Consider the following 2,443-nt stretch of genomic DNA (forward strand, 5'->3'; position numbering starts at 1 on the left):
GCCAGAACGCCGCCCACAGCGACGCGCCGGCCAGATCCCAGAACAGGAACACGCCGATGCCGATCGCGGTCGTGCCGAGCAGCGGCGCCGACACGAGGCCGAGACCCGGCAGGAATTTCGACAGCACGAGCAGCGGCGCGCCGTACCTTTCGAATACGTTACGCGCGAAGCGCAGCGTCGTGTCGAGCGACAGCGAGAAACGCACGAGGCCGTTCAGCAGGCGCCGGCCGCGCGTGCGGCCCATGAAGAACCACAGCGAATCGGCCAGCATCGTCGCACCGATCGCGGCCGCGAACATGCTGACCCAGGACGCCTGCCCCATCGCCGCCATCGTGCCGCCGAGAATCAGCATCGGCACGGCCGGCACCGGCACGCCGAGCTGCGTGATCAACACGCTCGCGAACACGGCCCACGGGCCGAGCGACGATGGAATAGCGATGGGAAAGTGCCACACGGCGGCGCTCCTGGAAGACATGCGGGCCGCGCGACAGGGCCGTCGGTACGGCAGCGCACCGGCCGCCGCGGCACGTCCGCGACCGACCGGTGCATCGTACGCATTCTAAACGGGTTTGACCTCGACCGCGCGGAACGCAAGCCGTCGGCACGGGCGTTGCACGCGGCGTGACGCGACTGTGACGGTCACACGTCGGAGCGTTGCGCGAGTTGCGCGACGTGCTCCGCGTAATCGGGAAACTCGGCCGCCAGCGCGGCCGCATCGGCCAGCTCGAATTCCGCGAACTCGAACCCGGGCGCAACCGTGCAGCCCACGAGCGCGACGTGCGCCGGCGACGCGCAGCGCGCACCGAACCAGCTTCCGGCCGGCACCACGGCCTGGAACACGGTGCCGGGATGCGTGAGCGGGTTGCCGAGCCGGTGGATCGTCAACCCGTCGCGCGCGTCGAGCACCCACACTTCGATCGGATCGCCCGCATAGAAATGCCAGACCTCGTCGGAGCGGATGCGGTGCCATGACGAATACGCGCCGTCGCACAGCAGGTAATAGATGGCGGTCGACGCGGCACGCGGCGCACCGTCGGCCGGACGCACGACCGAATCGGTCGCGCGGTAGGTTTCACGGAAATAGCCGCCTTCGGGATGCGGCTGCAGGTCGAACTGGCGAATCAGGTCGGTCGCGGAAATCGGCATGGCAAATGACGTCGGTAAGGTGGGAAACCGGCATCCGGCGGATCGCCCGATCTCGATTCAGGCGACCGGGTGCCGCCGGATGTCCGTGCGTCGATCGCCGCGGCCATGCGCGCGGCGAACAAGCGGACACCGGCCGATGCTGCCAGAACTGCGTGCCCGGATGCAACCGTCGACGCGCAATCGCATGCAGGCGAGCGTCTCGTCGGCGCCCGCCGCGCCGTGCTGGACGACGCGACGGCGCAGCACGCCCGCTCACGCAGACATCCGGGATGCCGCGCGGCATCCTGTCGACTGCGGGCCCTCGTGCCGCAGCGGCGGCCGCCGTACGCCGTCGCTTACGCGGTCGCCGACGCGCCCGGCTCGCCGTGCCGCACCAGCAGCACCGGCCGGTCGGCCGCACGCAGCAGCGATTCCGCCACGCTGCCGAGCAACAGCCTGCGCAGGCCGTGCCGCCCGCTCGTACCCATCACGATCAGGTCGGCGTCGGCTTCGGCCGCCGTGCGCATCAGTACCGTCGCGATGTCCTCGCCGTACGCGTCGAGCGCACGCACCGTGCCCCGCACATGCTGCTGCGCGAGCACCGCTTTCGCGTGGTCGAGCACCGGCGTCGCGGCATCGGTCGCGGCGACATCGCCATCGCGCTCGGCGGCGAAGCCGGCGTCAACGTCGACGAGCTGCGGCCGATGTTCGACGACGTACGCACAGGTCACTTCGCCGCCGGACGCCGTCGCGATCCGGATCGCCTCGTTCAGCGCGAGACGCGCGCTCGGGCTGCCGTCGAGCCCGACGAAAATCCGCTTGTACATGGTCCGTCCCTCCGACCGGGCGCGCGTCGCGCCCTGCGCAATCACGACCCGTTACCTCAAGCCGGCCCGGTGCCGGCTTGCCTGCCGAACAGTCTGCCCCACGTGCCGACGCGTGCGTTGACGCGCGTCAAGCGCAGCCGGCGCCCGCAGCTTCATGCCGTTTGCCGCTATTTCAACCGACCCCATTACAAAAAATGTGTAAAACGCGCACAATTTCATCTTCAAAATAGTCGTTGCACGCAGCCGGTGCGAGTTTTCCCGGTTTTGCCGCGCTGTCCGAGTGCCCCGGGTAGCCCGAACAACAGAATGGCCATCGAATGACCCCCAGTGGAACCCCGACGCGGGACGCCCGAGGGCCCGCGCGCCTGCAGACCATGCTACGCCAGCCGCTCGCGGTCGGCGTCGCCGCGCTGTGCGCGGGCGCGCTGCTGTCGCTCGGCGTCGCGCTGCTGGTGCGCGAGCAGTGGCAAGGCGCCGTTCATACGCGTTTC

The 2,443-nt window shown here is 69.6% G+C and carries 3 protein-coding genes; all 3 read right to left on the minus strand.

All coding sequences use genetic code 11. The features are described 5' to 3' along the window. Positions 1 to 454 (minus strand): VTT domain-containing protein (locus JMF90_RS33375; RefSeq protein ID WP_201326023.1); only part of this gene is annotated, 454 nt, incomplete at its 3' end. A 185-nt stretch (positions 455 to 639) separates the two neighbouring features. Next, complete coding sequence (locus tag JMF90_RS33380; RefSeq protein WP_011547728.1) at positions 640 to 1,146, minus strand: cupin domain-containing protein; 507 nt, start codon at positions 1,144 to 1,146, stop codon at positions 640 to 642. A 335-nt stretch (positions 1,147 to 1,481) separates the two neighbouring features. Continuing rightward, the gene (locus JMF90_RS33385; RefSeq protein WP_011547729.1) at positions 1,482 to 1,952 is read right to left on the minus strand and encodes a universal stress protein; all 471 of its coding nucleotides are present in this window, start codon (positions 1,950 to 1,952) and stop codon (positions 1,482 to 1,484) included. Positions 1,953 to 2,443: the final 491 nt, after the last annotated feature.

The organism is Burkholderia sp. E168m23, from assembly GCF_016586125.1.
Lineage (GTDB): Bacteria > Pseudomonadota > Gammaproteobacteria > Burkholderiales > Burkholderiaceae > Burkholderia > Burkholderia orbicola.